General features: G+C 71.3%; 19 protein-coding genes. 8 read left to right on the plus strand and 11 right to left on the minus strand.

Annotation, left to right across the window (positions count from 1 at the left end):
• Positions 1-59 precede the first annotated feature (59 nt).
• Both ACWD3D_RS12535 and ACWD3D_RS12540 read right to left on the minus strand, forming a co-directional pair.
• Positions 60-2,993 carry an Rne/Rng family ribonuclease gene (locus tag ACWD3D_RS12535; RefSeq protein WP_451460867.1) on the minus strand — a complete coding sequence of 978 codons (2,934 nt, stop codon included), beginning with the start codon at positions 2,991-2,993 and terminating at the stop codon, positions 60-62.
• Between the two features lie 271 nt (positions 2,994-3,264).
• Entirely contained in the window at positions 3,265-4,962 is a 1,698-nt protein-coding gene (locus ACWD3D_RS12540; protein WP_451460868.1) for an amidohydrolase, read from the minus strand.
• A gap of 305 nt (positions 4,963-5,267) precedes the next feature.
• On the opposite strand from ACWD3D_RS12540, the gene ACWD3D_RS12545 reads away from it, so the two are divergent.
• A complete protein-coding gene (locus tag ACWD3D_RS12545) occupies positions 5,268-6,023 on the plus strand; it encodes a dienelactone hydrolase family protein (protein ID WP_451460869.1) in 756 nt (251 codons plus the stop codon).
• Positions 6,024-6,100: 77 nt separating this feature from the next.
• Here ACWD3D_RS12545 and ACWD3D_RS12550 read toward each other — a convergent pair whose 3' ends face one another.
• Both ACWD3D_RS12550 and ACWD3D_RS12555 read right to left on the minus strand, forming a co-directional pair.
• Positions 6,101-6,529 (minus strand): hypothetical protein, encoded by a 429-nt coding sequence (locus ACWD3D_RS12550; protein WP_451460870.1) that lies wholly within the window; start codon positions 6,527-6,529, stop codon positions 6,101-6,103.
• A gap of 109 nt (positions 6,530-6,638) precedes the next feature.
• On the minus strand, positions 6,639-7,109 hold the full coding sequence (locus ACWD3D_RS12555; RefSeq protein WP_451460871.1) for a Dps family protein: 471 nt from the start codon (positions 7,107-7,109) through the stop codon (positions 6,639-6,641).
• 487 nt (positions 7,110-7,596) lie between these two features.
• Here ACWD3D_RS12555 and ACWD3D_RS12560 point away from each other — a divergent pair, with 487 nt between their 5' ends.
• A complete protein-coding gene (locus ACWD3D_RS12560) occupies positions 7,597-8,229 on the plus strand; it encodes a TetR/AcrR family transcriptional regulator (protein WP_451460872.1) in 633 nt (210 codons plus the stop codon).
• A gap of 41 nt (positions 8,230-8,270) precedes the next feature.
• Here ACWD3D_RS12560 and ACWD3D_RS12565 read toward each other — a convergent pair whose 3' ends face one another.
• From ACWD3D_RS12565 to ACWD3D_RS12575, 3 genes are all read right to left on the minus strand, one after another.
• A complete protein-coding gene (locus ACWD3D_RS12565; protein WP_451460873.1) occupies positions 8,271-9,071 on the minus strand; it encodes an SDR family NAD(P)-dependent oxidoreductase in 801 nt (266 codons plus the stop codon).
• A 112-nt stretch (positions 9,072-9,183) separates the two neighbouring features.
• On the minus strand, positions 9,184-10,020 hold the full coding sequence (locus ACWD3D_RS12570) for an SDR family NAD(P)-dependent oxidoreductase (RefSeq protein WP_451460874.1): 837 nt from the start codon (positions 10,018-10,020) through the stop codon (positions 9,184-9,186).
• Positions 10,021-10,171: 151 nt separating this feature from the next.
• The gene (locus tag ACWD3D_RS12575; protein ID WP_451460875.1) at positions 10,172-11,602 is read right to left on the minus strand and encodes an MFS transporter; all 1,431 of its coding nucleotides are present in this window, start codon (positions 11,600-11,602) and stop codon (positions 10,172-10,174) included.
• Positions 11,603-11,751: 149 nt separating this feature from the next.
• Here ACWD3D_RS12575 and ACWD3D_RS12580 point away from each other — a divergent pair, with 149 nt between their 5' ends.
• Entirely contained in the window at positions 11,752-12,258 is a 507-nt protein-coding gene (locus tag ACWD3D_RS12580) for a MarR family winged helix-turn-helix transcriptional regulator (RefSeq protein WP_451460876.1), read from the plus strand.
• 67 nt (positions 12,259-12,325) lie between these two features.
• On the opposite strand, the gene ACWD3D_RS12585 is transcribed toward ACWD3D_RS12580, so the two are convergent.
• Positions 12,326-13,189 carry an isocitrate lyase/PEP mutase family protein gene (locus ACWD3D_RS12585; RefSeq protein WP_451460877.1) on the minus strand — a complete coding sequence of 288 codons (864 nt, stop codon included), beginning with the start codon at positions 13,187-13,189 and terminating at the stop codon, positions 12,326-12,328.
• Positions 13,190-13,399: 210 nt separating this feature from the next.
• On the opposite strand from ACWD3D_RS12585, the gene ACWD3D_RS12590 reads away from it, so the two are divergent.
• The 3 genes from ACWD3D_RS12590 (at position 13,400) to ACWD3D_RS12600 (ending at position 16,317) form a co-directional block, all read left to right on the plus strand.
• Positions 13,400-14,008: a TetR/AcrR family transcriptional regulator gene (locus tag ACWD3D_RS12590; protein ID WP_451460878.1), complete on the plus strand. Its 609-nt coding sequence runs from the start codon at positions 13,400-13,402 to the stop codon at positions 14,006-14,008.
• Positions 14,009-14,135: 127 nt separating this feature from the next.
• Positions 14,136-15,062, plus strand: a complete 927-nt coding sequence (locus ACWD3D_RS12595) for an SDR family NAD(P)-dependent oxidoreductase (protein WP_451460879.1) — start codon at positions 14,136-14,138, stop codon at positions 15,060-15,062.
• Positions 15,063-15,270: 208 nt separating this feature from the next.
• The gene (locus ACWD3D_RS12600) at positions 15,271-16,317 is read left to right on the plus strand and encodes an aldo/keto reductase (RefSeq protein WP_451460880.1); all 1,047 of its coding nucleotides are present in this window, start codon (positions 15,271-15,273) and stop codon (positions 16,315-16,317) included.
• Positions 16,318-16,483: 166 nt separating this feature from the next.
• Here the strand turns inward: ACWD3D_RS12600 and ACWD3D_RS12605 are convergent, their stop codons facing one another.
• The 3 genes from ACWD3D_RS12605 to ACWD3D_RS12615 form a co-directional block, all read right to left on the minus strand.
• Positions 16,484-16,948 carry an acyl-CoA thioesterase gene (locus ACWD3D_RS12605; protein ID WP_451460881.1) on the minus strand — a complete coding sequence of 155 codons (465 nt, stop codon included), beginning with the start codon at positions 16,946-16,948 and terminating at the stop codon, positions 16,484-16,486.
• Positions 16,949-17,210: 262 nt separating this feature from the next.
• On the minus strand, positions 17,211-20,114 hold the full coding sequence (locus tag ACWD3D_RS12610) for a helix-turn-helix transcriptional regulator (protein WP_451460882.1): 2,904 nt from the start codon (positions 20,112-20,114) through the stop codon (positions 17,211-17,213).
• A gap of 350 nt (positions 20,115-20,464) precedes the next feature.
• Positions 20,465-21,382: a ricin-type beta-trefoil lectin domain protein gene (locus ACWD3D_RS12615; protein ID WP_451460883.1), complete on the minus strand. Its 918-nt coding sequence runs from the start codon at positions 21,380-21,382 to the stop codon at positions 20,465-20,467.
• Positions 21,383-22,338: 956 nt separating this feature from the next.
• Here ACWD3D_RS12615 and ACWD3D_RS12620 point away from each other — a divergent pair.
• Positions 22,339-25,662 carry a right-handed parallel beta-helix repeat-containing protein gene (locus ACWD3D_RS12620; protein ID WP_451460884.1) on the plus strand — a complete coding sequence of 1,108 codons (3,324 nt, stop codon included), beginning with the start codon at positions 22,339-22,341 and terminating at the stop codon, positions 25,660-25,662.
• The gene (locus ACWD3D_RS12625; RefSeq protein WP_451460885.1) at positions 25,659-26,141 is read left to right on the plus strand and encodes a hypothetical protein; all 483 of its coding nucleotides are present in this window, start codon (positions 25,659-25,661) and stop codon (positions 26,139-26,141) included. The genes ACWD3D_RS12620 and ACWD3D_RS12625 overlap by 4 nt, the downstream gene beginning before the upstream one ends.
• Positions 26,142-26,165 lie beyond the last annotated feature (24 nt).

The raw sequence follows: 26,165 nt of genomic DNA on the forward strand, positions 1-26,165 counted from the left end.
GGCCGCTCCCCCGCGTCGGGGAAGCGGCCCACCGGTGGTGGTGCGGGATCAGCCCGCGGTCACTCTTCGGACGAACCGGCCGGCGCCTGCTCCGCGGCGACGGCCTTCTTCGTCGCCCGCTTCGCCGGCGCCTTCTTGGCCGCGGTCGTCGTCTTCTTCGCGGTCGCCGCCTTCTTGGCCGGGGCCGCCTTCTTCACGGCCGCCGCCTTCTTGGCCGGGGCCGCCTTCTTCGCCGGAGCCTTCTTGGCGGTCTTGCGCGCCGCCGTCTTCTTGGCGGGCGCCGCCTCCTCGGCCGTGTCACCGGCTTCGGTGACGGGTGCCTCGGCGACCTCGTCCCGCGCGGCGGGCGTACCCGTCACGACGACGATCTCCGCCTGCTCGGCCCCGGACGGCGAGCCCGCCGGGGCGGTCGCCTTACGGGTCGCCCGGCGTCGGGCCCGAGGCGCGGCGGGAGCCACGGCCTCGGGGCTTTGGGCCGGGGTCTCGGCGACCGGCGCGGGCGCCTCGACGACCGGGTCCTCCACGGCGACCGGCTCGGCGGTCGGCTCGACCGGGGTCACCGGCTCCGCCGGGGCGGCCTGCTTCGGCGAACCCGCCGGAGAGGTCGCCTTGCGGGTCGCCCGACGACGGCCACGGCCACGCGAAGCCGCCGCCTCCGCCTCGGCGGCGCTGCTGTACAGCTCCTCGTCCGGCACGAACTCCGGCTCCGGCAGCGCCTTCGGCTCGGCCACCTCGGCAGCGACCTCGGCCTCGGACTCGTGCTCGTCCTCGTGCTCCTGGTCGTCGTGGCCGTGGTCCTGGTCGTGACCGTGCTCGTGGCCCTGGTCCACGCCACCGCGGCCGCGCTTCTTGGACCGCTTGCCGCCACCGCCGCCACCGGACGTCGTCGGCTGCTCCATGTGCACGATGACGCCGCGCCCGTTGCAGTGGACGCAGGTCTCGGAGAACGACTCCAGCAGGCCCTGGCCGACCCGCTTACGGGTCATCTGGACGAGCCCCAGCGAGGTCACCTCGGCGACCTGGTGCTTCGTACGGTCGCGTCCCAGGCACTCCAGCAGGCGCCGGAGCACGAGATCGCGGTTGGACTCCAGCACCATGTCGATGAAGTCCACGACGACGATGCCGCCGAGGTCGCGCAGCCGCAGCTGACGCACGATCTCCTCGGCCGCCTCCAGGTTGTTCTTGGTGACGGTCTCTTCGAGGTTGCCGCCCTGACCGGTGAACTTGCCGGTGTTGACGTCGACGACGACCATCGCCTCGGTCTTGTCGATCACCAGGGAACCGCCGCTCGGCAGGTAGACCTTGCGGTCCAGAGCCTTCATCAGCTGCTCGTCGATGCGGTACGTCGCGAAGATGTCGACCTCGGACGTCCAGCGCGACAGACGGTCCGTCAGATCGGGGGCGACCTGCGAGACGTATCCGTGGATCGTCTCCCAGGCGTCGTTGCCGCTGACGATGACCTTGGAGAAGTCCTCGTTGAAGATGTCGCGGACGACCCGGACGGTCATGTCCGGCTCGCCGTAGAGCAGCGTCGGCGCGTTGGAGCTGCCGGTGTTGCGCGACTTCTGCTGGATCTCCTCCCACTGGCCCTGGAGGCGCTCGACGTCACGGCGGAGCTCGTCCTCGCTCGCGCCCTCGGCGGCGGTGCGCACGATGACGCCCGCGTCCTCGGGAACGATCTTCTTGAGGATGGTCTTCAGCCGGGCGCGCTCGGTGTCCGGGAGCTTGCGGCTGATCCCGGTCATCGAGCCCTCGGGCACGTAGACGAGGTAGCGGCCGGGCAGGGAGACCTGGCTGGTCAGGCGGGCGCCCTTGTGGCCGATCGGGTCCTTCGTCACCTGGACGAGCACCGACTGGCCGGACTTGAGCGCGGTCTCGATGCGGCGCGGCCCGTGGGCCATGCCGAGCGCCTCGAAGTTGACCTCACCGGCGTACAGCACGGCGTTGCGGCCCTTGCCGATGTCGACGAACGCGGCCTCCATCGACGGCAGCACGTTCTGGACCTTGCCCAGGTAGACGTTGCCGACGTAGCTGGTGGCCTGCTCCTTGTTGACGTAGTGCTCCACGAGCACGTTGTCCTCGAGGACGCCGATCTGGGTGCGCTCGCCGCTCTGGCGGACGACCATGACGCGCTCGACGGCCTCGCGGCGGGCCAGGAACTCGGCCTCGGTGATGATCGGCACGCGGCGACGGCCCTGCTCGCGGCCCTCGCGGCGGCGCTGCTTCTTCGCCTCCATGCGGGTCGAGCCCTTGATGGACTGGACCTCGTCGAAGCCGGTACCGGGCTCGCGCTCGGCCGACTCGCGGCTCCGGCGCTCGCGCGGCTCGCGGACCTTGACGACCGTACGCTCCGGGTCGTCGGTTCCACCGCCGATGCCGTTGTCGGTTCCGTTGTCGGCCCCGTCACCGCTGCGACGGCGACGGCGGCGACGACGACGGCTGCTGCTGGACCCACCGGCGGCGGAGTCGTGGCGCTCGTCGTCGTTGTCGTCGTCGGCGTAGGCGTCGGAGGGGGACACCTCCGGCTGCTGCTCGTCGGCGTGGTCGGCGGAGGTGTCGGACGCGGCGGAGTGCTCGGTGTCGTAGCCCTCGTCGCCGTCGCCCGCGTCTCCGCGGCGGCGACGCCGGCCACCGCGACGGCGGCGGCGCGACGGGCGGTCGCCGTACTCGTTGTCGTCGGCGGCCTCGTGCTCCGCCTCGGTGTCGGTCGCGTCCTCGGCCTCGGCCTCGGGCTCGGGCTCCGTCTCCGGCTCGACGGGCGCGACGGTCTGCTCGGCCTCGGGGGCCTCGCCGCGACGGCGGCGACGGCGACGCGGGGTCTGCCCTGCGGGCTCGACGGGCGCGGGCGCCTCGACGACCTGCTGCGCCTGGTCGACCTCGTCGGTCTCGTCCTCCGGCTCGACGTACGGAGGGGCCGCGGCAGCCGCGGCGGCGGCGGTCTCCGGGGTCTGGAACATGGGCTCGGAGAACACCGGAGCCTGGAAGACGGCCACGGCCGGGCGGGTCGCGCGACGTCCGCGGCGGACGGGCTCCTCGGTGGCGGTGAACTCAGGTCGACCGGCGGGAGCGGTGGCGCGGCGGCGCTGACGGCCGCGCGGCGCGGACTCCGCGACCTCCTCGGGCTCGGCGGCGAGCTCCTCGGCGACGGCCTCGGGCAGGGCCTCCCCGACCGGCTCGGCGGGCTCTACGGGCGCGGCTCCGGCCGGCCGCGGGCGGGTGAGAGATGAGTGGGGGGAGGAGAACGGAGGACGGGTATACGAGGGATCAGACGACGGGCGCGAGAGCGGGGCCCGTGCCGCCCAGCTGCTCGGTGGAGACGACGGGCGGTACCGGCCAGACCACGCCCTTCGGCGGCCAGCTCTGCCCGGTGGCCTTCAGGAAGTCGGCCGGCGGTTCGTACAGCGGCGGCTGGTTGCCGTCCGGGATCATCGAGGTCCAACCGACGCCCTCGGTACGGTCCTTGAACTCCTGCTTCATCCCGTCCAGCAGAGCGGGCTGCTCGATCAGGTCGACCGCTGCCGCCGCGAGATAGCGGGCGGCAGACAGCAGTGCCTGGTGCCCGATATTGGTGGCCGCCGTCGCCGTGGCACCCCAGTTGTGGTTCGGGATGCCCGGCGGATAGGCCGCGGACAACAGCACGGCGGTGGGAGCCTGCCAGCTGATGTCGGCGGTGTCGGTGGCCAGGCCGCCGGTGTAGGCCGCGGCCGGGGGAGTGAGCGGCGTCAGCTCGGTCGGCATGCCCACCTCGGGCTTGCCCAGTGCCTTCTGCACGGCCTTCGCGAGCGTGTGGTCGGCATCGGTGAACTTCGGGGCGCCGATCTGGCCCATGTTGTCGTTGAGCAGCTCCGCTCCCGCCTTGTTGGCGAGAAGGTTCCAGGTCGCCGAGTGGAACTTGTGCACCAGGCGGGTCTGGCTGGCCTGGGCTGCGGCCTTGCCGCACTCCACGATCTTCTCGTAGAGCACCTGGGCGCGTGCCGGGCTGCCCTCGCGGACGAAGAACCAGATGGAGCACATGTCCGGAGTCACGTTCGGCGCGCCGCCGCCGTTGATGATCGCGTAGTGGAACCGTCCGGACGGAGCGACGTTCTTCTCCCGCAGATACTCCGACATCGTCGCCATCAGCAGGGCGCCGTCCAGGCCGCTCTTGTTGCCGAGCGGTGTACCGCCGTGGCCGGAGGCGCCCAGGAAGGTGAAGGTGGCCGAGACCAGCGCGCTGGTGGTGTTCCAGAACGGCACGGTGATGTTGAAGGGGTGCCAGTCGAGGAACGCGTCGAGGCCGTCGTAGACGCCCTCCTTGACCGCGTACGCCTTGCCTACGAGCTGTTCCTCGCCCGCGCTGCCGAACAGCTTGACCCGGGCCTTCAGCCCGCCCGCGCGGATGGCCTGCGCGACCGCGATGGCGGCGGCGGTGCCACCCGCGCCCAGGGCGTTGTGCGCGTCGCCGTGACCGGCGCCGTAGGTGGGGCCGTAGGCGTCGTAGTGGTAGACCAGCGGGTCGTGGGTACCCACGCCCTTCTTCTGGGACAACCCGGGCAGGGCGTCGTACTCGGCGTTGAATCCGATGACGGGGCCCTCGCTGCCGTAAGTGGCGACGAAGGCGGTGGGGAAGCCCGCCGGACCCCACTCGACGGCGAAACCGTTGTCCTTGAGCAGCTTGGCGTGAGCGAGGGAGGACTTCCACTCACGCAGCGACAGTTCCGCGTGCTGCCACACCTCGTCGCTCAGCCGGGTGATCGCGCCCTCGTTGGCCGTGATCCAGTCGAGCGCGGTCTGCTTGGCGGCGCTGTTCCCGGCCAAGCCCTTGGGGGCTTCGTAGCCGGTGGGGGAGACTCCGGTCCGCTCGTCGTAGCCGAGTGTGGCGGCGAGCACCGGGTCCGCCTGGAGGATGGCCGCGGTGGTCGCGGTCGCTCCGAGGCCGAACATCTTGAGCAGGCGCCTGCGGCCGGGCTGGAAGTCGTTCACGTCAGTCTCGTCCTCGCGGTGTGAGGGAAGGGCCGGGTCACCGGCTCCATGACATGTGGCTTGGCATGCCGTGCGGATCATATGTGTCTTGCCTTCGGCAAACACATCACACTTGTCGAGAGGGTTCAACCAGCGCTTGCTCAGGAGTACTTCGCGACCGATGTATGTATTTTTCTCCCGCATTTTCGCGTCCAGAGGGAATCAAGGCAAGCGGACCGGCGTTTCCACGTGTGAGCCGTGCGGGTTGCTCAGGCAGCACCGCGTCCGGATCGTCCAGATTCCCCGTAGAGAGGCACACCGACATCATGACCGCCGTCACCCGAACCCTCGTGGACGTCGCCGCTGCGGACGGCATCGCCGACGCCTACTTCTCCCACCCCGACGACGGCAGAGCCCACCCGGGCGTTCTCCTCTACCAGGACGCCTTCGGACTGCGCCCGCACCTGGAGGCGATGGCCGACCGGCTGGCCGCAGCCGGCTATGCGGTACTCGTCCCGAACGTCTTTTACCGGAACGGGCGCGCCCCGGTCGTGGAAGTGCCCGAGTTCATCGACGTGGCCGCCCGGCCGGACGTGGTGGGGAAGATCGTCCCGCTGATGGAGGCCCTCACCCCGGAGCAGACGCAGCGCGACGCGGGAGCCTACCTCGCCTGGCTCGCGGGCTCGGCGGCGGTCACCGAGGGGCCGGTGGGCGTCACCGGCTACTGCATGGGCGCCCGGCTGGCGCTGTACACGGCCGGTGCCCACCCGGACAGGGTGGCCGCGGCGGCCGGGTTCCACGGTGGCGGGCTGGCGAGCGAGGCACCCGACAGCCCCCACCTGCTCGCCGACCGGATCTCCGCCGAGCTGTACTTCGCCCACGCCGACGAGGACCCGTCGATGCCCGAGGAGCAAGTCCTGCGCTTGGAGCGGGCGTTCGCCGACGCGGGCGTCAAGCACCGGTGCGAGGTCTACGAGGGTGCGCACCACGGCTACACCCAGTCCGACACCGCCTCCTACCACCCCGAGGCGGCCGAACGGCACTGGCGGGAACTGACCGCTCTCTTCGCCCGCACCCTCTGACACCCGGTCGGGAGCGTTCCGTTGTCCATGACGAAAGGGCCGACAGCACGCTGTCGGCCCTTTCGTCATGGTGAGACTTACGCCGCCCGCAGCGGCCCCGCGAAGGACTTGCGGAGGGACCCGGGGGCGACCAGGGGGAGCAACGAGGCGAGCATCTTGCCCTTGAGCGTGCCGGGCTCCCGGGTCAGTTCGACATCGACCCGTGTACCGCTTCCCTCCGGGGTCATCCGGAAGACCCACCCGCCGCCTGCTCCGAACAGCTTCGAGTCGAGAGTGGAGATGGTGACCGTGTCCCCGTCCGGCTCCCACTCGTAGCGCGCACGCTCCCAGGCGGCAGCAGTGCCCTCGGTGACCTCGGCCCAGGTTTCGCCGAGGTCGTGGACCTCGAAGTGCTCGGCATCGATCGTGGGCCAGGCGTCGGCGCGCGACGGACCGAAATCCGTCAGGACCTCCAGCACGTCCTTCGGGGCGAGCGTGGAGACGAGGTGGAACCGTACGACTGCCATGGAGGCTTCCTCACCGAATAAGTAACTGTTCTGGCCGGTGACGAGAGAGTGGCACCCGAGGGTGTTACCTGTCAAGGCGGTTACTCTCGTGTGAGCGCCCAGTCAGTTGTCAGGACCGCTCGGCCTGGAACATCCAGCTCTGCTTCTCCAGGACGGCGGCCAGCCCGATCAGCAGGTCCTGCGTCACGGCGTCGGCCGGCCCGGTCTCCTCGATGCGTTCCCTGACGTGTCCGATGACGGCGGAGAACGTCTGCACCAAGGACTCGACCGCGTCCACGTCCCTCGTCCATCCCGCGGGGAAGGCGGGGACGACGCTGGTCGCCGCGACGGTGCCGGCCCGCCCGTCAGGGCTGACACCCAGGGCGGCGGCGCGCTCGGCCACGGTGTCCGCGTAGTCGCGTGCGCTGGTGACCACCTCGTCGAGCTGCAGATGGATCGAGCGGAAGCGCGGCCCGTACAGATTCCAGTGCGCCTGTTTGGCCACCAGGGACAGGTCGAGGAGATCGACCAGGGTCGCTTGCAGTGCGCGCCCCGCGATCTCGCGCTCCTTGCCCGGCAACGGGCTGTTTATCACCGTCATGAGGTGTGGGTTCCTTTCCGGATCTGTCGGCGGTGTCTCCATGGTCGAGTCGACGGGCGGTCCGAGGAACAGTCGTTTGACTGCTGTTCACGAGCACACCGCAGGAACTCGGCGAACAGCGCGACGCCAGTCATGTGACGGAGGCTGAGGGAAACCGCGGAGCGACCCGGAGATGTCACGCATGTCGCCGGGACGGGCCGTCGGTGATTCGCCTGCGGCCCGGGGAACACCTCGCTGCCGGGTGCCGTGAACCTCGGGGCCCCGGGAGCCGTCTACCCAATGGGGAGCGTCCACCTGGACCACGCGACGGCACCGGGTGACGTATGCCGTTCGCTGTCCACGTCGGCAGCGGACGGACGCCTCCCCGGTCGGCGGCCCGGCGTTGGTTCCCCCGGACCGGGCCGCCGGCCGCGAGACGGCGGGAACGTGCGTGCCCCGGCTCCGCACGCCGGGTCCGATCCGGCCGTGCACGGCCTCGCGTATGCTCATGCGTGTGAATGCCGCACCACCCGCCCGCAGACGCGACGGCGCCGCGACCCGCGAGGCGATCCTCGCCGCGGCGGTCGTCGAGTTCACCGAGCACGGGTACGCCCGTGCCGGGGTACGGCAGATCGCCGAGCGAGCGGGTGTCACCGCGATGATGATCAACCGTTACTTCGGCTCGAAGGACCGCCTGTTCGCCCAGGCCGTCGACCGTGCTTTCACCCCGCCGACCGTCGTCGGTGACCGGCCGCCGCGTCTGGCGCACTCCATCGCCCATGCGCTGGCCGAGCGCACCTCCGCCGACGCGGAGGAGCTCGACCCGTTCCTGTTGCTGCTGCGTTCGGCGGCGGACCCGGAGGCGACGGACATCGTCCGCCAGGGCGTCGAGGCACATGTGGGAGCCCGGCTCGCCGGGTTGCTCGACGGCCCCGACTCCGACGTCCGCGCACAGCTCGGATTGGCGCTGGTGGCGGGTACGTGGCTGCTGCGCCGGGTCGTCGGCACCACGGCGCTGGCCGAGGCGGACGACGAGTGCCTCGCGGGCATCCTCACCGACATGCTCGGGCCGGTCACCCGTGAGGGCGGTGGCGCCCCGCCCGCAGCCGCCGAAAGTGTTCCGGACGGCCCCGCCGGGTAGCGCACTGTTGCGGCACCCGGCGGCGTGAGGGCCGGTCCGGATCAGAACGCGGAACGGATGAGGCCGCCGTCGACACGGATGGTGGCTCCGCTGACGTACTGGGCGTAGCCGCTGCAGAGGTAGGCGACCGCCGCGGCGATCTCGTCCGGCTCGCCGAAGCGCTCCTGGTCGTTGGGGATGAGCGCGTCGACGGCGTTGGGCTGGATCTCGTCCCAGGTCTCGCCCCAGCCGCGGGCGGGGCCGATGCCGGTGACGAGGTCCTTGGTGGCCTCCACGAGGATGGCGCCGGGAGACACCACGTTGGAGGTGACGCCGGTGCCCTTCAGGTCGCGTGCCAGGGACACGGCCAGGTTGTGCCTGGCAGCCAGAGTGGCGTTGTACTGCGGGTGGGTGTTCATCGGCTGGGAGGCGAGGCCGCCGCCGATGGTGATGACCCGGCCCCAGCCGCGCTCCCGCATCGCGGGGACGAGGTGCTGGATCATGCGGACGCCGGAGACGACGTTGACGTTGTAGGTGTCCTGCCACTCCCCGGGAGACGCCTCGGCCCACGACAGGTGGCGGTAGAAGCCGGCGTTGTTGACGAGGATGTCGACGGGGCCGTCGGCGGTCGCCTCGCGGGCGACATCAGCGGCGGTCGCGTCGTCGGCCAGGTCTCCGAGTACGGTCGTGGCGCTGCCGCCGGCCTCACGGATTTCCCGCGCGACCTTCTCCGTACGCTCCTTGTCGCGGCCGTGCACGACGACGGTGGCGCCTTCCGCCGCCAGCAGCTTCGCGGTGGCCTCACCGAGCCCGGCGCTGGAGCCGGTGACGAGCGCGCGCTTTCCGGCCAGATCGAGGTTCATGTCTGTTCTCTCCTCCAGGGGTTCCCGAGCCGTGGTGGCCGGGTGACTGTGTCCTGATAGAAGTATACACCGGTAGACTTCTTGTGTGTCGGCAAGGTCCGGCCCGTCCGGATCAGTTCACCGAGCGGATGGTGCCGCCGTCCACCCTCAGCGTTGCCCCGCTGACATAGTCGGCATGAGGGCTTGCCAGGTAGACCACCGCGGCGGCGATCTCCTCCGGGCGCCCGAACCGGTTGGTGTCGTTGGGTACCCAGCTCTCCGCGGCTGCCCGCTCGATCTCCTCCCAGGTGTCGCCCCAGCCGTGTGCGGGGGCGATCCGCCACAGCAGGTCGCGGACCTGGTCGGTCAGGATCGCTCCGGGCGCCACCGTGTTGGAGGTGATGCCGCTCCCCTTCAACTCGCGTGCCAGGGAGACGGTGAGGTTGTGACGGGCGGCGAGTGAGGCGTTGTAGTGGGGCTGCGCCGACATGGGCTGGATGGCCAGGCCGCCGCCGATCTGGATGACGCGGCCCCATCCGCTCTGCCGCATGCGCGGGACGAGGCTCTGGATCATCCGTACTCCCGAGAGCACATTGGACTGATAGGTGGTGGCCCAGATCTCCGGAGTGGCGTCCGTCCAGCTCACCTGGTCGTAGGCGCCCGCGTTGTTGACCAGGATGTCGACCGTGCCTCCCGAGAGGGCGGCCGCCGCTACGGCCGCCGCTCCGTCCGCAGTGCTCAGGTCGCCGACCGCCACTTCCGCCCGGCCACCCGCGGAAGCGATGCGGTCGGCGGTCTCCGCGGTCCGCTTCTCGTTCCTGCCGTGCACGACGACGGCCACGCCCTCGTGGGCGAGTGCCTCCGCGATCGAGCGGCCGAGCCCGGCGCTCGAACCGGTGACCAGCGCGCGCTTTCCGGCCAGCTGCATGTCCATGTGGATGTCCTCTTCCTGGAGGTATGTTCGCTTCACCGTATATGAGCACACGTTGCGATGTGCGTGTGTGTGTGTCTCGGTCGACGGCCGAGGCCGTGTTTTACCCACGAGGCCCGTTCCGTGCGCCCCGAAGCCCGATCGGGGCGGAGCGCGTGCGGGTGGCGGCCGGTCCCGGCGGGGACCTCGGTCAGGAGGTTTTCAGTCCTCGTGTTCCCGACGGGGTGATGGCCAGCAGGGCGAGGCCCAGGCCGAGGAGCGCGATGGTGATGGTGTGCAGACCGGCGTCCGTGGCCCGGTCGCCGAACGACAGACTGATCAGACTCGACGACAGGACGGCGCCCAGGTAGGTGAAGGTCCGCATGAGCCCTGCTGCGACGCCGACGGCCTCGGCGGGTGCCTGCTGGTACAGCGCGGCCTGGTTCCCGATCACTCCCAGGCCCGAAACCACGCCGAACACCATGGTGATCAGGACCATGACCCAGATCGGCGTGGTCGAAGTGAACAGCAGCAGACCCACCGGACCGAGGACCGCCGCGACGGCCGTGCAGTACAGGGCGGAGCGCACCAGCCCGCGCCGGGCGAAGGGGACGGAGACGAGGGCGGCGAACACCGACATCGGCAGGACCAGCAGGCCCACGCCGATCGCGGACAGGCCCCGAGTCTCCTGCAGCCACTGGGTGAGTCCGTACAGGATGCAGTAGTTGAGCAGGAAGGTGATGCACACGCGCAGGTAGGTGGCGCTCAGCGCCTTGTTCCTGGCCAGCATCCGCACGTCGACGAAGGGATCCTCGGTCCTGCGTTCCCGGCCCACGAGGGCGATCAACAGGACGAGGGTCACCGCGAGGAGCAGCCACCGCGGGTGGTGCAGGTCGTTGAGGAAGAACAGCAGCGACGCTATGGTGCCGGCGAAGAGCACCATGCCAGGAATGTCCAGCCGGGCCGAGGGCCCGGTCTCCGCGGTCCTCTGCGCGCGAGGGGGGTCTCGCGGTACCCAGGCGAGCGTCATGACCACTCCGATCAGGACCAGGGGGACGTTGACGAAGAAGGTGATGCGCCAACCGGCTGCCGCGGCCAGCAGACCGCCCAGCGGCAAGCCGAGCGCGGAGGTGACCTGGGCCGCGATGGCCAGTGCGCCGAGCGTGCCGCCCGGCTGCGCGGACTCGTGCTCGGCTGCCCACCGTCGCACGATCACCATCGCGGTCGGATATCCGGCCGAGGTGCCCACGCCGAGGATGACCCGTGCGGCCACGAGGGTCGGCAGGTTCGTCGCCACGGTACCCAGCGCGCCACCGACCCCGACCAGGACGAGGCCCGTCACGAACACCCGGCGCGGTCCGAGCCGTCCCGCCAGCCTGCCCATGGTGGGCTGCCCGATCGCGCTGGCCAGGTAGAGGGTCGAGACGAGCCAGATGGTGGACGCCGCCCCGGCATGGAACGTGTGTCCGATGGCGATCAGCGTCGTCGCGATGATCGAGCTGTTGATCGGGTTCAGGGACGAACCGAGCATGAGCGGGACGGTGAACCGCCATCCAGGGCTCACGGCGCCGGCGAGCTGGCCCTGAGGATTTCCTGTTGCCTTCTCGGTCATGCGCCGCAGCGGCGTTCTACGTATCTTCATGACGACCAACAGTACAGGTTTCCTGAACAGTTTGCCTTAACACCTAGGAGTATGTGTGCCGGAGTCGGGGATGCGTATGTCTCCGTCGGCCTGCGCGGCACGGTCTCCTCCCCGAGGGATGGTCTTCAGGCGGCCTGTAGGGTTCCAGCGTGGAAGAGAAGAACATCCCCTCGGCGGATCTGGCGGTGGAGCTCGTGCGGTCCATGGACCGGCTCCGCGGCCGTATCCGGTCCGAGACCGGCATGCGCACGGGCCCATGGAGCCGTAGTCAGCTGGCCGCCCTCAGTCGCGTGGTGGCCGGACCACCGGCGACCACGAGCGACCTCGCGGCCGCCGAGTACATGAAGCCGCAGTCCATGGCCCAGACCCTGGCCGTACTGGAGAAGAACGGCCTGGTCGCCCGCGATCCCGACCCGTCCGACGGTCGGCGCGTGCTCTTCTCCGCCACTCGGCGCGGCCGGGAGGAGGCGGAACACTGGCTGCGGGCGCGCGAGGCGTGGCTCGCCGACGCCATCGACGTCACCCTCACGGACAGCCAACGGTCCGGCCTGGTGATGCTGACGGAAGTCCTGGGGCTGCTGGCCGACTCCGACGCCACGTCACCGCCGCGCCGCGGCCCGAGAGACCTGCCGGGAGATGCCTTCCCGCGACCGTGACGACGGCCTCGACCGGGCCGGACGCGGGTGGCGCCGACCCGGCGCGGCGCGACCTCGTACATCTCGGTCAGGTACCGGGTTCTGTGGTGGCCCGCTCGATGTCGTACAACTCTCCGAAGCCCGCGAGGTCCTGCAGACTTTCATAGACGGCGAAGGACTCGGCGGCCGGCCGCGGGCTCGGCAGTCCGGCCCGCTGCGCCTCGTACGCCTCACGCAGCGCGCTGAAGGCTGCTGCCTGGCCGGTGACCGGGTCGATGACCATCGAGTACCCCAACTCGTTCCACTCCTCGGGAGCATGGAGGTCGAAGGACGTCAGGAGGGCGACGGGACCGGACAGGCGCCGCGGTGCGGCGGCCCGCTGTTCTTCGTTCTCCGGCAGCAGCATGACGACGTCGGCACCTGCGGAGAAGTACGCCTCGCAGCGTTCGAGGGCCGCCTCGAAACTCTCGTTCCGCACGGCACCGGTCCGGGCGATCAGGAGCAGGTCCGGATCGCGCCGCGCCGCCACGGCGGCGCGCACCTTCCCGATCATCTCCTCGACCGGGATCAGGTGCTCCACGTGGCGGTGGTGACTGGCCCGCTTCGGTGCCACCTGATCCTCCAACTCGATGGCGTGAACACCCGCCGCCTCCAGCTCCCAGACCATGCGGGTCGTGTGCACGGCGTCGCCGAAGCCCACCCCGCCGTCGACCACCAGGGGAAGCGCGGAACGACGGCGTACGGCGGCCGCCGCCTGGGCGAGCTCCGTGAGTGACAGCAGAGCCTCCGAGACCGCGAGCGACAGGCCGAGCCCGCCGCCGCCGAGGTATCCCCCGTCGAAACCGAGCTGCTCGCACAGACGCGCGGTCAGGGCGTCGGGGCAGTGCGGGATCATCAGGGGTCCCTCGGTCTCCACGCGGCGCCTGAATGCCGCGCGTGCCAGGTTGTCCATTCGTCTTCTCTCCCTTGTTCGCGCGTGCGGCTCGTCCCTCGCCCGTCTCACGCCCTCGGGTGGGGCCGCTGCGTCGTACGTGCTCACATGTAAACGTCCACACATGATCCGGAACGGAACCGTGCCTCACACATATCCTTGCCGGCTCTGCCCGGAACTCAATGTCTGCAACTGTAGACTTGTCTCGTCGATCTGACTACGCTGACCCTCATGGAACATGAGGTGTCTTTTCGGGATCCGCCTACGGAGGGTCCCGGCCGTCAGCGCGACGCGGCGGCGACCCGCAGGGCCATCCTCAGGTCCGCGACCGCCGCCTTCACCCGTCTCGGCTACGACGGCGCGGGTGTGCGGGGTATCGCCGAAGGTGCCGGCGTGAGCGCGATGATGGTCAATCGCTATTTCGGGTCCAAGGAGAAGTTGTTCGCGGAGGTGGTGGACACCTCCTTCACCCCGCGCACCGTGGTCGGCGACAGTCCGCGGACCCTGGGCCGTGACATCGCCGACGCCCTGGTGGAGCGCACGATGCCGGACGCGGAGGGACTGAGCCCCTTCCTGCTGACGCTGCGGTCGGCCTCCAATCCGCGTTCGGCCGAGATGACGCGACAGGGCATCCAGAAGCACGTGGAACGTCATCTCGCCGGGCTGCTCGCCGGCGAGCGGGCGCGGGAGCGCTCCGCTCTCGTCCTCTCGCTGATCCTCGGCGTCTGGCTGATGCGCAGCATCGTCGGGAACACGGCCCTGGTGGAAGCGGACCCCGCCGAGCTCACCTCCCTGCTCGAACACCTGCTGGTCGGTCTGCTGGAGGACCCCGCGCCGTAGCGCCGCGGAGCGGACCCGAGAACCCATCTGCTCACCGGCGCCCACGGCGCCGCTCCGAGTTGCAGGCGCTGCGCGCTGAAGCCTTCCAAGAGCGCGCGTACGACACATGTGGTGCGAGGAGAAAACCATGACTGAGCGAGGACCGCTGGACGGCCGTGTGGCGATCGTGACCGGCGCGGGCCGAGGCATCGGCCGGGGAGAGGCGATCGCACTGGCAGCCGCCGGCGCGAAGGTCGTCGTCAACGACGTCGGGGTCAAGGCCGACGGAATCGGAGCCGCCCGTGGCCCGGCCGACGAGGTGGCCGAGCTCATCCGCTCCCAGGGCGGTGAAGCGGTGGCCAGCTATGAGTCGGTGGCCGACTGGGACGGTGCGGCCCGGGTGGTCGCCACCGCGGTCGAGACCTTCGGGCGGCTCGACATCCTGGTGAACAACGCCGGAATCGTCCGCCAGCACACGATCGAGGAGGTGACGGAGGAGGACTTCCGGCTGACCCTCGACGTCAACCTCAAGGGAACCTTCGCGATGTGCCGCAGCGCCGTCCCGGTGCTGCGGAAGTACGGCGGCGGGCGCATCATCAACACCTGCTCGAACCAGTGGGCCGCACCGATCGGCAACCCCGAGTACGCCGCCTCCAAGGGCGGAGTCGTGAGTCTGACCTACGAGTTGGCGTGGGAACTGGACAGCGACGGCATCACCGTCAACGCCATCGCGCCGTTCGCCCTGACCCGGATGACGGAGGACGCCAAGCAGCGTGACGCCGCGCTCGTGGCGGCCGGTGCCATGAGCGAACGACGGCTGAAGGCCAAGGAGGCGCGGGCCGACGCGGGTATGGTCGCGCCGATCGTCGTCTATCTGGCCTCGGACGCCGCGGCCGAGGTGACCGGCTGTGTCTTCCGGGCCGGCGGAGGGAAGATCGGTCTCTACAGCCATCCCGTCGAGACCCGGACCGTCTTCCGCGATGAGGAGAGCGGCCCCTGGTCCTACGACGAACTTGCCGATCTCCTGCCGCGGACCGTACTGGCGACCACCACCAAGGCGCCGCACATCCTGTGACGCGACAGGGGCGGCGTACCTCCCGTGGCCCCCTCCCGACGCCGGGTCCGCCCGCCGCTCCGTTCGCGAGCGGCGGGCGGTGGCGGACTCCCGGCGGAACCACGATCGGACACCCCGTGTACGGGACCCGTGGTGGCGACGGCCAATGTCCGGCGGCCCCTTTCGGTGGCCGGCAAGCAAGGAACTCGAGACGAAAGTGATCCAACCTGTGACCGAACGCACCACACCCGTGGCCCGCACCCCGCTCGGCGGCTCCGGCATCTCGGTACGGCCTGTCGGCCTGGGGCTCATGGGGATGTCGCAGTTCTACGGGGCAGTGGACCCCGACGTCTCGGTCGCCACCGTCCGGGACGCGATCGAGCAGGGCGTCGAGCTCTTCGACACCTCGGATTACTACGGGGCGGGCAGCGCCGTCCCGGGCGGGGCGGTGGCAGGCTTCGGGCACAACGAGGAACTGCTGGGACGGGCCCTGCACGGCCGCCGGGACCGTGCGGTCGTCGCGACCAAGTTCTCCGCGCGCCCCGGTCCCGGGGGCGGCAGCTTCTTCGACGGTCGCCCCGACTACGTCAAAGCCGCCTGCGAGGCGAGTCTGAAGCGCCTGGGTACGGACCGCATCGACCTGTACTACTACCACCGGCTGGACCCGACCGTCCCCGTCGAGGAGACCGTCGGCGCCATGGCCGGGCTCGTCGCCGAGGGCAAGGTCCGGGCGATCGGCCTGAGCGAGGTGACCCCGGAAGTCCTGCGCCGCGCGCACGCGGTCCATCCCGTCGCGGCACTCCAGAGCGAGTACTCGCTGTGGGAGCGCGGCGTCGAGTCCGAGGTGCTGCCCGAGTGCCGCCGCCTGGGTATCGGCTTCGTGGCCTACAGCCCGCTGGGGCGCGGCATGCTCACCGGATCCCTCGACCGCGGTGCGGAGTTCGCCTCGGACGACTTCCGGTCCACGATCCCCAAGTTCCAGGGCGAGAACTTCGCGCGGAACCGGCGGCTGGTCGACGGCCTGGAGCGGTTCGCCACTGGGACCGGAGCCACCCCGGCACAGATCGCGCTCGCCTGGTTGCTGGCCCGGCACCACGACGTCGTCGCGATCCCCGGCAGCACGCGACCGGCCAACGTCCGCGCCAACCTCGCGGCGACCGCGGTCCGGCTCAGCGCGGACGACGTGGCCGAACTTGACGATCTGTTCGACCCGGCGCGGGTCAGCGGCGGCCGGTACGGAGACCTCCACACCGTGCCGCGTGTCACCGGCGCGTGAGGCCGCGCCCTGTTCCGGCCCGGGCACGACCGTGGCCCCGTCGGCCGGCGGGGCCCGGCCCGGCGGGGCTCACCACCTTGCCCGCTGACCATCGGGGTGCGTCCGAGATGCCGGTCGCCGAGACCGGGCCGCAGGCCCGGCCCACACCGGTCCGGGCGAAGCCGGGTCAGACGTTCTGCCGGCGCAAGCCGATGGTCCGGGCGATCTCCCGGGTCCGTTCGGACCAGGGCGTGGGCGTCAGTGTGGCGCGGTCGAGGCGGACGACCGTGCGCCCGCCGTGGGCGTGGGTGGTCTTTCCGTCGGCCGAACACACCTGGTAACCCGCGGTGGCGGAGGTGGCCCCCATGCGCTCCATCCACAGGCGTACCGCGTACTCGCCGACCCCGGACACGGGAAGGTCGTAAGTGATGTCGAACGACTTGGCGACGTTGAAGCCGTCCCCTTCGAGACCGGTGCTGCCACCGACCCCCTGGCCGCGCCAGAACGCCCCCCACGCCCGCTCGACCAGCACCTGGTAATGGCCGTTGTGCAGGAGGCCCATCGGGTCCAGGTCGTCGAAGTGGACGACCACCGGAAGCAGGACTCCGACGTCGATGCCCGGAGCGTCGGAGTCGGAATGGGCGACGGCCATGGATGTCTCCTCCTGCAGGTTGGAACACATTACTCACATGTATCTCGGAGAGTAGCAGCACATGTGAGAAGGGCATGGGAGAACCGAATCGAGGAACCTGCGGCCAAGGCCACACCCTTCGCCGAGCGCGGATGAAGAGGTCCGGATACGGCCCCGGCCCGTAACGTCGGAGCGGGTGCCGGTCCGCCGAGGCAGCGCACGTCCTCGTCCCCACCGTGCCGCTGCCGGCACCCCACCCTGGACCTCCGACCGCTCGCGTGGCTCAGAAACCGGTGTACGTCGGCGTCGAACCGAACACCGGCGGGTGCAGGCCCGGCGCCGCGGGCCGGGGGGAGACCGGAGGCGAGGCGGCGGCCCCGGCGGGCGCGACGTCCGGCCGCCGCAGCGCGTCCCGCAGCGCCACCCGGGAGGCGATGCCGAGCTTCGGATAGATCTGGTACAGGTGGGCGCCGACCGTGCGGTGCGAGATGAACAGCCGCTCGGCGATCTGCTTGTTGGTCAGTCCGGTCGCGGCCAGCTCCGCTATCTCCCGTTCCTGCGCCGTGAGGGTCGCCCCCGCCCCGGCCCCGTCCCCGTCGTCGGGGTGCGGTACGGCCCGGCCGGCTGCTCGCAGCTCCTTGCGGGCACGCTCCGCCCAGGCGGTGGACTCCAGCCGCCGGAAGGTGTCCAGCGCGGCGGTCAGCGGAGCCTTGGACTCCGACAACGACCGCGACCGGCGCAGCCACTCACCCTGGGCCAGCAGCACTCTCCCCAGGACGAAGGGCCACCGCTCGGCGTCCGGGGTGGCCAGCGCCGCTCCGAACAGGCGGGCGGCCTCGGCGGCGTCCTCCGTCACGAGTGCCTCGGCCGCGTCCGCCAGCATGCCCAGCCAGGGCGACAGCCCGGCGACGTTCGTCTCCTCGCGCAGGGCACGTACGTGCGCGACCGCCTCCGCCCGCCGGTCGGTGCGGACGGCCGACTCCACCAGATCGAAGAAGACCCACGAGGCGTGCGCGACGTACGGGGGGAAGCTGCCGGCCGGACCGATGGCGCTCACACGCCCGTACGCCGAGTCGAAGTCGCCGTCGGCGATGTCCGCGAGGGCGTGCACGTGGAGGGCACAGTGGACGGCCTCCCTGATGCCACGCGGCGCCGCCCAGTTGATCATCGCGTCGGCGAGCGCGTGCGCCGTCCCGGTGTCCCCGCGTGACGCGGTCACCAGACCCTTCGTGTACTGGGAGAACCAGGTGCAGACGGTGTACCCGGACCTCTCGCACAGCGTCAGACCCTCTTCGGACAGATCCAGGACCTCGGCCCACCTGCCGCGGTGGTAGCCGTCCAGGCACAGGTGCAGCAGGGCGCCGATGTGTCTGCGCACCGGGCCGCCCTCGCGGCCCTGCCGCACCAGCCGCCAGGACGCCTCGCGCACCGCCGACAGCCGGTCCGGGTACACCGCCGCCGTGCCCACCCGCACCACCCGGGCCGGGTCGGTCTCCTTGGTCGCGCCGTCGATGATCTCGTCCAGCTCCCGCAGCGACGCCGCGTCGATGTGGGCCGGATCGCCCCAGGCACGGGCGGCGACGAGCAGCAGCGGCGGGGGCGACGGCCGCAGCCGGGCGACGGCCGCGTAGTACGGCGCCCACAGCTCCTCGCGGGCGCCGTAGTTGCACAGCAGCAGCAGGAAGTGCAGGGCGTCGATGAGCGCGGGGTCCTCCACGTCGAAGCCGTGGTCGCCCTCCTCGATGGCACCGACCAGAAGGCGGTGGGCCGTCGCCAGGTCGCCGTCGGTGTTCAGTACGAGCTGGACGGCGGCGGTCGCGGAGCGCAGCGACGCCCCGTACCCGGGGTCCGCGCGCCAGGCGTCCTCCAGCAGGGTCGACGCGCTGCTCAGCGCGCCGATCGCCTCGGCACCCACATAGGCCGCCTCCGCCAGCCGACGCGCCCGGTCGGTGTCCCGCGGACTGAGGTCGGCGGCCCGGGTGAGCGCCGCGATCGCCGCCACCGCGTCCCCGCGGTTCTGGATGAGCCGCGCGGTCCGTTCCAGCAGGAGGGCGACCTCCTCGTCCGGCTGCAGCGTGGCCTCACCCAGGTGCCAGGCACGCTGCTCCGGCCGGTCGGCCAGCACCTGGGCCAGGGTCAGATGGGCCGCCCGCCGGCCGCTGCTGGTCGTCGCCTCGACGACGGCCGACATGATCAGTGGGTGCCGGAACACCAGGCGGCGCGGGGAGGTCTCCACCCGGACGAGTCCGTCCCGCTCGGCCGGGTCCAGGTCGCGCAGGTCAGCGTGCTGGTCCGACTCCCGGGCCGCGGAGGACAGCACACCCAGGTCACCGCTGCCCTCCAGAGTGGCGAGCAGCAGCAGCGTCCGGGTCGCCTCGGGCAGCACCCGGACCCGGGAGACGAACAGCGACTGGAGGCGTGCGCCCAGCGGCAGTACGGCGGGAAGGACCTCCTGGGCCCGGCGCTGGTCGGCGCGGAGCGCGTCGGGGAGCTCCAGAAGGGCCAGCGGGTTTCCCTGCGCCGCGTCCAGCAGACGCCGTCGCACGGGCAGCGCGAGGTCGGGGAAACGCAGTTCCACGAGACGGGTGGCTGATTCCGTGTCCAGGGCGGGCAGTTCGTATGCGGGCAGCCCGCTGCCGTCGAAGAAGCTCGCCACCTTGGTGCGGGAGGCCGCGAGGAACCGGACGCGCCCGCCGGAAAGCCGCCGGGCGACGAGGCCGAAGACGGCCGCGCTCGCCCGGTCCACCCAGGGCAGGTCGTCCACGACGAGCAGTACGGGCCCGTCCTCGGCCGCCGACCGCAGAAGTGCCAGCACCGCGTTGCAGACCAGCAGACGCTCGGGCGCGGGCCCGGCGCTGAACCCCAGAGCGACGTTCACCGCCTCCCGGCTGGGAGAGGACAGACGGTCCAGGATGCCGTGGAGGGGGAACAGGATCTGGTTCAGCGCCGCGTAGGCGACATCCGCCTCGAACTCGACTCCGGCCGCGCGCAGCACCCGGGTACCGTCCCGGGAGGCCGCGCGGGCCACCGCGTCCAGCAGGGAGGACTTGCCGACGCCGGGCTCCCCGGACAGCAGCAGGGTGCTGACCGGGCTCCGGTCCAGCAACTCACGGACGAGGTCCAGGTCGCGTTCGCGGCCCACGAGGGAATTGCCGGAGTCCTCGAACGCCGCGTCAACGGCGGGCATCGCGCACCATCCGCTTCCCGCCGCGCCCGGCCGTGCGGGTACCGAGAGGGGCGGCGTCCGCCGCGCACCCGGCGTAGCAGACGGCCCGCGAGGTCCCCGTCGCCCGCGTCCATGCGAAGCCCGGCATCTGCGTCCCTCCGTCGGTGCCCGGCCATTCTAATGCCGCACCCGGTGAGTCCTGCGCCGTGGCGGTGTTCAGAACGCAGGCTCGTGGCGGTGGCCGAAGGCCCTGGTGGTTCCGCCCCCGGGAGTCCCGGCCGTCCGCGTCGAAGGCCCGGACGGCACGGGTGCGTCGGTCGGTGGCGGCCGGTGCCCCGGTCGCCGGGAGCCGCCCGGTGGGCCGCAGTGGCTCAGGACTCCGACCACTTCTGGTTGTCGTGGCCGTTGCACGTCCACAACTGGATCCGGGTGCCGTTGGCCGTCCCCTCGTCCTGGACGTCCGCGCACTTGTCGGCGAGCTTGCTGACCACGTCGTGCCGGTAGTTCAGCTCGAACTGCTGCGCCGGTCCGCCGTTGCAGCCGGCGAGTTGGAGCACGGCCCCGTCGGCGGTGGAGCCGTTTGCGAGCTGCACACACATGCCCAGCACACGCATGGTTCCGTCGGACGGGAAGGTCCAGTGCTGGGAGACGGAACCGGAGCAGTCCCAGATCATCAGCCGGGTACCCGACACGGCCTTGCCACCCACCACGTCGAGGCAGCGCTGCGAGTCGTGGCTGAAGATGCCCACCCCGGCCGGTGCGGACGAGGCTCCCGTGCGGGGCCCGTCCTCGGCCGCGGCGGCGGGGTCCTTGTCCGGGGCCTTCGTATCCTTGCCGGACGCACCGCTGCTGGGCGAGGCGGACGCGGAGGGGCTCGCCGAGGACTTGCCGGCCTCGCGGTGGTCGGCCTTCCCGTCCTCCTTGGTTCCGGACGCGCTCGCCGACGGCGGCGCCGGAGTGTCGAGCCCCGCGACGTCGTCCGCACCGTAGTCGCCTGCGTCCACGACCACCGAGGCGCTGCCGTGCTGTCCGCCGTCGTCCTGGTTCACGAGGACGAGGATCAGGCCGAGAACGCCCGCGGAGAGCAGTCCCACGACGCCCACGACGCCCAGGGCGCCGCGGAACCCGTCGCGTTGGGCCTTGTCACCGCGGCGGCCGAAGAGGCCGCCGCGGCGCCGTTTCCCGGCGGACCGGTCTTCCACGAGGGTGTCCGCCGACGTCGCCCCGGCCCGGGAGGCGCCGGCGTTCCCGCGGGACCCGAACGAGGAGACCTGGGTGAGCCGGGGCATGGAGCCGTCCCGACCGGCCGTGGGGGCCGACCGCGATTCCCGCGCTGGTGCGGCCGGTGCGGCAGGTGCGGCGTCGTCCGGCGCGGCGTCCGGGACCGGTGCGTCCGTGGCCGGTGCGTCCGTGGCCGGTGCGGAGGCGGAACTGACCTTCTTGGCACTGCCTGGGACGCGTTTGGGGAGATCGCGCCCCGGCCGGGGCGGGTGTGGAGGCTGCATGGTTCCTTCCGAGGAGGACACGAGACATGGAGCAGGAGGTGGTACGGACGGTTGTCGCCGGGCCGACACGCCCTCACACGTGGATCGGACGAAGTCGAGCCGTCCCGGGGACACGCGCTTTCTACCGGTCCGACGACGTGGAATCGAACCGGCGCGGCGGACGGCGCGCCGGAAGCCGCGCACCCGTCACGCGGCGGATGCACGCGTACCCGGACGGCGTCCACGCCGGACGCCGTCGCGGAGTCGGCTCACGGTCGCGGCCAGGCATCCACCGCTCCTCGCCGTCGCTTCCGGCGGCCGTGAAACCGTTCTCCGCGGGGGAGTAGACCTGCCGTTCGCCGTCGTCGGTCCGGGCGGTCCGCTCACTGCGACGGCGCGCACATTACACCAGCCATGTGTGACACCGGGGGCAGCGGAGGAGGAGCCCCGACACGGAGGGAGGCTTCTGAAACACCCGGACCTGACACCGGAGCGGACGGCTCCGTCATGGAGCAGGTATGTGCCTCCGTCACGCCGACAAACCTCAACTACTCTGGTACCCAGGGTGGCCGAGGGGACACCGGGCAATCGTGTGGGTGTCGGCATCGACCGACGGCAGGAAACAGGTACTTGCCGCGAGTTTGTCCGTGTGTCCACCGGGTCCACCACCCCGCGACCTCGGCGCCCGGCAGAAGAGGCGCCGCCCGTGCAAGGTACCTCTGGTCCGTGGCTCACGGGGTGCCGTCTGAGGAGGAACCCGCGTGTCTCGCCAGGTACTCACCGTCGGCCCGGACAGCGCCGACGGCTTGTCAACGATCGGGGAGGCGCTGGCCAGAGCACGCAGCGGCGCGGTCCTCAGCATCCTCCCCGGCACCTACCCGGAGAATCTGACGATCACCACGCCGGTCACCATGGTCGCGGCCCAGGCACGCGGCACCGTGGAGATCGCACCCCGCCGGGGCACCGCCCTGACGCTGAAGGCGGACGCCGTCATGCTGACCGACCTGGTGCTGCGCGGGCGTGACGAGGAACTTCCGGTCGTGGACGCGCCCCGGGGACAGGTCGCGATGGACGGCTGCGAGATCGCGGCCTCCTCCTGGACCGCCCTGCTCGCCCGCAACACCGGCTCCCTGGCCCTGCGGGACTGCCGCGTCACCAACGGCGCGGGCGCCGGCGTCGTGGTCACCTCGTCCGCCGAGAGCTCGGTGGAGTCCTCCACGCTCGAACACCTCGGCACCACGGGCGTCGTGATCGGCGAGCAAGGACGTGTCACCGTACGGGGCTGCACGATCCGGGACGCCCGCGGCAACGGCATCCTCGCCAACGGCGACGCCCAGGGTTCGGTCGAGGAGTGCGACATCTCCGCCACGGACAAACCCGCGGTGGCGCTCGAAGGCCGCAGCACCTTCCACGTACTGCGCACCGTGCTGCACGACACCACCACAGGTGTGTTCATCACCAGCGAGTCGCGCACCGTCCTGGAGGACGTGCGGGTGACCAACACCTCCGGCGTGGGCATCGCGGTGGGGCAGGGCAGCGACCCGCTGCTGCGCCGCTGCCGGGTGGCCCGCGCCAAGGAACACGCGGTGCTCGTCACGGATCGTTCGCGGGGTACGTTCGAGGACTGCTGGGCGGATTCCTGCCAGGCGCCCGCGATCCGGGTGACCGGCTTCTCCTCACCGGTCTTCGTCGGCCTGACGGTACGTGACTGCGCGGACGCCGGACTGCTGCTGGAGGAAGAGTCCGCGGCGGAACTCGACCGCCTGGAGGTGGTGGACGCCAAGGGCGCCGGCATCTCCATCCGCACCGGAGCCAATCCGCTGGTCCGCCGGGCCCGGATCATCTCCCCCGCGGGGCACGGCGTGGAGGTGACCAAGGACGGCAGGGGGCGCCTCGAAGACTGCCTGATCCAGCGGTCCGGCGGCGCGGGCATCCGAGTCGAGGACGACGGCAACGTCTACGTCGGCGGGGGAACGGTGGAGGCGCCGCAGGGCGCCGGGCTCTCCGTGGGCGGCGACGGCACCATGACCGTACGGGACTGCGCGATCACCTCGGCGGCCCAGCACGGCGTTCTGGTCGAGAAGGACGGGGATCTGACCGCGACCCGCGTCACGGCCCGGGAGAGCGGCGAGCAGGGCGTGCTGATCGCCGACGGAGGGCGGGCGTCCCTGAACTCCTGCGAGATCACCGCGAGCGGCAAGGACGGCGTGCGCATCGAGACCGACTCACCGGTCTCCCTGATCAACTGCACCGTGCGGGACAACAAGGGCGGCGGCCTGGTCCAGGCCAAGGCGGGCGACCGCGTCGCCGTGGACGGTCTGACCAGTACGGGAAACGCCAAGCGGGACGCGTGGGGCGTCGGCGACGCCGCGGACACCGACCCCGCCGCCTCCCCGGGCACCCATGAGCGCGGCGACGGCTCGGGCGAAGACGCCTCCCTGGCCGCTCTCGACGAGCTGATCGGCCTGGACAACGTCAAGCAGCAGGTCCGTACCCTGGTCAACCTCACCCAGCTGGCCCAGCGCCGGGCCAGGCTGGGCATGCCGGCACCGCCGATGAGCCGGCACCTCGTCTTCGCGGGCCCGCCGGGCACCGGCAAGACCACCGTGGCCAGGCTCTACGGCAACATCCTCGCCGGGCTCGGCACGCTCCGTTCGGGACATCTCGTGGAGGTTTCCCGGGCGGATCTCGTCGCCCAGATCGTCGGCGGCACCGCGATCAAGACCACCGAGGCGTTCCAACGGGCGCTGGGCGGCGTGCTGTTCGTCGACGAGGCGTACACGCTGCTCTCCGACGGCCGGGGCTCCGGCGCCAACTTCGGGCGCGAGGCGGTCGACACCCTGCTGAAGCTGATGGAGGACCACCGCGACGACGTGGTCGTCGTCGCGGCGGGCTACTCCTCCCAGATGGACGACTTCCTGGCCTCCAACCCCGGCCTCGCCTCGCGCTTCTCGCGGACCATCGAGTTCGAGAACTACGCCGTGCCCGAACTCGTCGCCATCGTCGAGAAGATGTGCGAGAGCCACCAGTACCGGCTGGACGAATCGACCCTCCAGGCACTGGCCGTCCGCTTCGACCGCATGCCCAAGGACGCCACGTTCGGCAACGGCCGTGAGGCGCGCCGGGTGTTCGAGGAGATGGTGGACCGCCAGGCGACCCGGCTCGCCGGCCTCGCCGAGATCTCAGCGAGCGATCTGCAACTGCTGCTCCCCGAGGACGTCGGCGCCGAGGAAGCGGCGGCGGTGCACGGGGAAGCGGCGTCCGACGAGATGGACCCGCTGGCCCGACTGGGGGACCTGGTGGGGCTGGCCGCCGTCAAACGCGACGTCACCGACCTCGTCAACCTCCTGTCCACCGCACGGCAGCGGGCGGCGGCGGGGCTGCCCGTACCGCGCATCGGCCACCACCTCGTCTTCACCGGTCCGCCGGGAACGGGCAAGACGACCGTGGCGCGCCTCTACGGCGAGCTGCTCGCTTCCCTCGGCGTGCTGCCCCGCGGTCAGCTCGTCGAGGTGTCCCGCGCCGATCTGGTCGGCCGCTACATAGGCCACACCGCGCAGCTGACCCGCGAGGTGTTCGAGCGGGCGATCGGAGGGGTCCTGTTCGTCGACGAGGCGTACACCCTGACCCCGGCGGGTGGCTCGCCCTCCGACTTCGGCCGTGAGGCCGTCGACACCCTGCTGAAGCTGATGGAGGACCACCGCGACGAGGTCGTCGTGATCGTCGCCGGATACACCGAGGAGATGGAGGGATTCCTCGCCTCCAACCCTGGGCTCTCCTCACGGTTCTCGCGGCGCGTCGAGTTCGCCGACTACTCCTCCGGTGAACTCGTCACGATCGTGCGGGCCCACGCGGCGGCCTCCGGCTACGACTGCGGCCCCGGCACCGGGCAGGTGCTCCGCGAGTACTTCGATTCACTGCCCCGCGACCGCTCCTTCGGCAACGCCCGCCTGGCGCGGCAGGTCCTGGAAGGCATGATGACGCGTCAGGCCGGACGCATCAGCCGCATGACGGCGCCCAGCTTCGAGGATCTGCGGCTCCTCCTCCCCCAGGACGCGTCCCGACGGCAGGAGCTGACCGCATGACCGTCCCGACGGCAGGAGCTGACCGCATGATCGGCACGCCACGAGGGAACCCCGCGGGCCCCGGCCCGCGTGACCGGCGCCGGACCCTCGTACGCTCCGGCGCCTCGCTCCTGCTGCCACCGGCGCTGACCGCGACGCTCGCCCTGGCGATCCCGTCGGCCGCCGCCGCGAGCGGGCCGACCGTCGCACTGCCCGTCATGAGCGCCCGGCTGGCCGACGACGCCGCGTGCACCAAGGCGTCCACGACCACGGCCGCGGCCACGCCGTGGGAACACCGGAGTCTGGAACTGTCTCGCGCCGCGCGGATCTCGAGCGGCGCGGGTGTGAAGGTCGGCGTGGTGGACACGGGTGTCGCGACGAACGCGCCCACCCTGGCCGGCCGGGTGGAGGCGGTGGGCCAGGGCGGGACCGACTGCGTGGGGCACGGCACCTTCGTCGCCGGACTCCCAGGCCCGAAACCACGCCGAACACCATGGTGATCAGGACCATGACCCAGATCGGCG

The organism is Streptomyces sp. NPDC002690 (assembly GCF_053592415.1).